The organism is Actinosynnema sp., from assembly GCF_052038725.1.
Map to the genome: position 1 here is coordinate 1 of NZ_JBQGCX010000402.1, position 3358 is coordinate 3358.

Annotated in this window: 2 protein-coding genes; both read right to left on the bottom strand. The window is 75.9% G+C overall.

What is annotated here, in order from left to right:
* Window positions 1-189 precede the first annotated feature (189 nt).
* On the bottom strand, window positions 190-1593 hold the full coding sequence (locus ACTUAL_RS08090; protein WP_096493881.1) for a class I adenylate-forming enzyme family protein: 1404 nt from the start codon (window positions 1591-1593) through the stop codon (window positions 190-192).
* 5 nt (window positions 1594-1598) lie between these two features.
* Window positions 1599-2996 (bottom strand): nitroreductase family protein, encoded by a 1398-nt coding sequence (locus ACTUAL_RS08095; protein ID WP_157767677.1) that lies wholly within the window; start codon window positions 2994-2996, stop codon window positions 1599-1601.
* Between the last annotated feature and the right edge of the window lie 362 nt (window positions 2997-3358).

Below are 3358 nucleotides of genomic sequence, written 5' to 3' on the forward strand. Positions count from 1 at the left end.
TTCTCGATCGCGTCGATCATCCTGATCAGCGACAGCGACGAGTAGCCCACCCCGGCCAGCGAGCCGCCCGCGGCGGACAGCTCGGCCGGGGTCAGGTCGCCCTCGGCGGAGTCGATCACGATGCGCGCGATCCGGCCGCGCAGGTCGTCGGGAACCGGCATGGGTGCTCCTCGGTGGTGTGGTCGGAGGTCAGGCGAAGAGCCTGCGCAGCGCGGACAGGGCGGGCTTGCCCGTGGTGCCGCGCGGGATCTCGTCGACGACGCGCAGCAGCGTGGGCACCTTGTGGGCGGCCAGCAGGCCCGCCGCGTGCCCGCGCGCGGCGGCCGGGTCGCCGCCGCACAGCACGGCGGCCAGCGCCGGGGAGCCGTGCCGGTCGGGCACCTCCAGCACGACGGCGTCGCGGACCCCCTCGGCGCCGCGCAGCACCCGCGCGACCTCGGCGGCGTCGACCTTGCGGCCACCGACGTTGATCAGCTGGTCGGCGCGCCCGGCGAGCACGAGGCTGCCGCCTTCGAGGTGCCCGAGGTCGCCCGTGCGGTAGAAGCCCTCGTCGTCGACGCGGCCCTCCAGCAGGCCCGGCGAGCCCAGGTAGCGGGTGCCCATCGACTCGCTGCGCACCCGGACCGGTCCGGGGTCGCCCGGCTCGCCGGCGCGCAGCGAGACGCCGGGCAGCGGTTGGCCGAGGCCCGGATCGCTGCGCGGGTCGGCGGCGAAGGTGAGCGGGCCCGCCTCGGCGACGCCGTAGTAGTTCTGCACGGGCACGCCGGTCAGCTCGGTGAACCGCAGCTTCACCTCGGCGGGCAGCGGGGCCGCCGAGGACACCGCCATGCGCAGCGTCCCCGCGCCGACCGCCCCGCCCCGGCGGACCAGGGACTCGTACAGGGCCGGGAACCCGGTGAGGCGGGTGGCCCCGGTGGCCTGGAGCAGCCGCGCGACCCGGCCCGCCGTGGGCAGGCCCCGGCCGAGCCGCAGGTGGGCGCCCACCAGGAACGCCGACAGCAGGGAGGTGTTGAACGCCAGGCCGTTGGACAGCGAGGCGAAGCAGGCGATGGTGTCCGAGCCGGTCAGTCCGGTGCCCAGGGCCCAGTTCGCGGCGGCGCGGTGCACGGCCCGGCCGGAGAACTCGATGCAGTGCGGGCTGCCGGTCGAGCCGGAGGTGAAGCGGCACACCTCGGTGTCCGGGTGCGTGTCGGGCCGGTCGGGGCGGGGGGTGAGCGCGGTGACCTCCAGTCCCGCGACCCGGCCCCGGTGGACGCCGTGCGGGGGCGCGGTGGCCTGCTCGTGCAGCAGCAGGTCCAGCCCGCAGGTCTCGGCGATGCCCGCGACCTCGGCGGGCGCCGTGGCCAGGTCGAGCAGGAAGGGCAGGCAGCCCGCGCGGAGCAGGGCCAGGTAGACCACCACGTAGGCGGTGGAGTTGCCCGCCTGCAGGCCGACCCTGGCGGGGGCGACCTCGGGCAGGAACGGGCGCAGCCCGGTCTCGGCGGCGCTCGCCGCGGCGTCCAGCCCGGCGCCGGTGAGGACGCCGCCGTCGTCGGAGAGCAGCGGTCGGTGGGCGTGGGCGCGCAGCGCCCGTGCGGTCAGCTCTGCCAGCACCGGGCTCACCGCGCGTTGTGGGCGTAGGCGGGCTGGAGCCGGTCGAGCTTGGTCGGGGCCGCGCCCTCCGCGCCCCCGAGGAGCACCGCGTACAGCACCTCGGTGGTGCCGGGCAGGCCCGCGAGGGCGCGCCACCGGCAGCCGTCGAAGCCCCCGATCGCGGTGACCGCGACCCCGGCGCCCGCCGCCCCCAGGTAGAGCAGGTGCGCCAGCGCGCCCGCGCGCAGCAGCGCGGCCTCGATGCTGGCGGCGCCGTCGCGCAGCAGCGACTCCCGGTCGGTGTGCAGCAGGACCAGCGCGGCGCTGTTGCGCAGGTGCTCCTGGCCCATGCAGGTGCTGACCAGCTCCTCGTCACCGGGCGCGCCCGCCACGAGCCTGGTGCCGGGCAGGCCGTCCGGCAGCGGGTAGCTGCCGGGGGCGACGCCGGTGACCCTGCGGGCCACGAGGGTGGCGCGCACGCGGGCGTCGTGGGGCGCGTCCAGCGCCAGCGGGGTGCCCAGGGCGGCGAGCGCGCGCTCCAGGTCGGCCAGGGGCAGCGGGACGGCGGCGAAGTCCTTGCTGGAGCGGCGGCGCGCGGCGAGCGCGGTGGCCGCCTGCCCCGAGGGGAAGCCGTGCTCGGCCCGGTCGCCCGCGAGCAGGGGCAGGCGGGGCAGCGCGCCGGGGGCGGCGGGCGGCGGGGCGGCGCGGTAGGCCTCCAGGGAGCGCCAGCACTCGACCTCCAGCCAGGACGGGGTCTCCGTCCACACCGGGTCGCCGCGCCCGTCCACGACCGTCCAGCCGGGGACGGGGTCGGCGGCGCAGCCGGTGACGACGAGCGCGCTGTGCACGGCGCGGCAGCCGCGCTCCAGGTCCAGCAGGGCGCCGAGGGGGGCGCCGCACGCCCTGGAGCGCAGTTCGGCGCGCTCCCCCAGCTCCTGGGCCAGGCACAGCAGGTGGGTGGCGACGTGGGCGGCGTCCAGCTGGGCGTAGACGTAGCCCCGGTCGCCGTACTTGCGCATCGACAGCCAGGGGCGCAGCACGACCAGCACGAGGGCCTGCGCGGGGTCCGCGAGGCCGCCGTCGACCAGGGCCGCGCGCACCTGCCTGCCGCGGGCGGCCAGTCGGCAGCGCCTGCGCGCCGGGTCGACCGCGTAGACCGAGGGGACGCCGTCGGGATCGGTCACGACGGCCAGGTGCTCGTACGGGTAGAGCGCGCCCGCGGAGGGCACCGAGGGGCCTCCGGTGAGCGAGCCTGCCGTGGCGGCGTCGAACAGCCGCAGCACCGGGGCCAGCTCGGCGGGGATCGCGCCGGGGGTGGTGCCCGGCCTCCCGCGGGCGGAGAGCGCGAGCCGGTCCCACAGCCAGGAGCCGTCGACGGCCGGTGGTCCGCCCGCGGCCGTCCGCACAACCTCAACGTTCGCCACGGCTTCCTCCAGTAAAAGGCGGTTGAGAGTTCCCCAAACCGTTCATTACCTGCCCCGAACTCCCACCCGAATGGGGCATTTCGTCATGAGCGCGAGACGCACCACCAGGTCGGGGGTGTCGGTTTCACCGGTTATGGGAGAGATTCGCTGTTAGCCACCTACTGCTTTCGGCGTAATCGCCCCGAATCGCACTGGCCACGACCTTGTCAGAGAAGATACCTCTCGTGTAGAGGTATTTGTGGCCCGTGGCGGACGTGGCCACGGAAGGACATGCGGCAACTGGGGGAGCATCACTGTCGTGTCGACGAACACGAATGCCCGAACAACGGGTGATCACCAGTGGAATCAGCTCATCGAGCTGC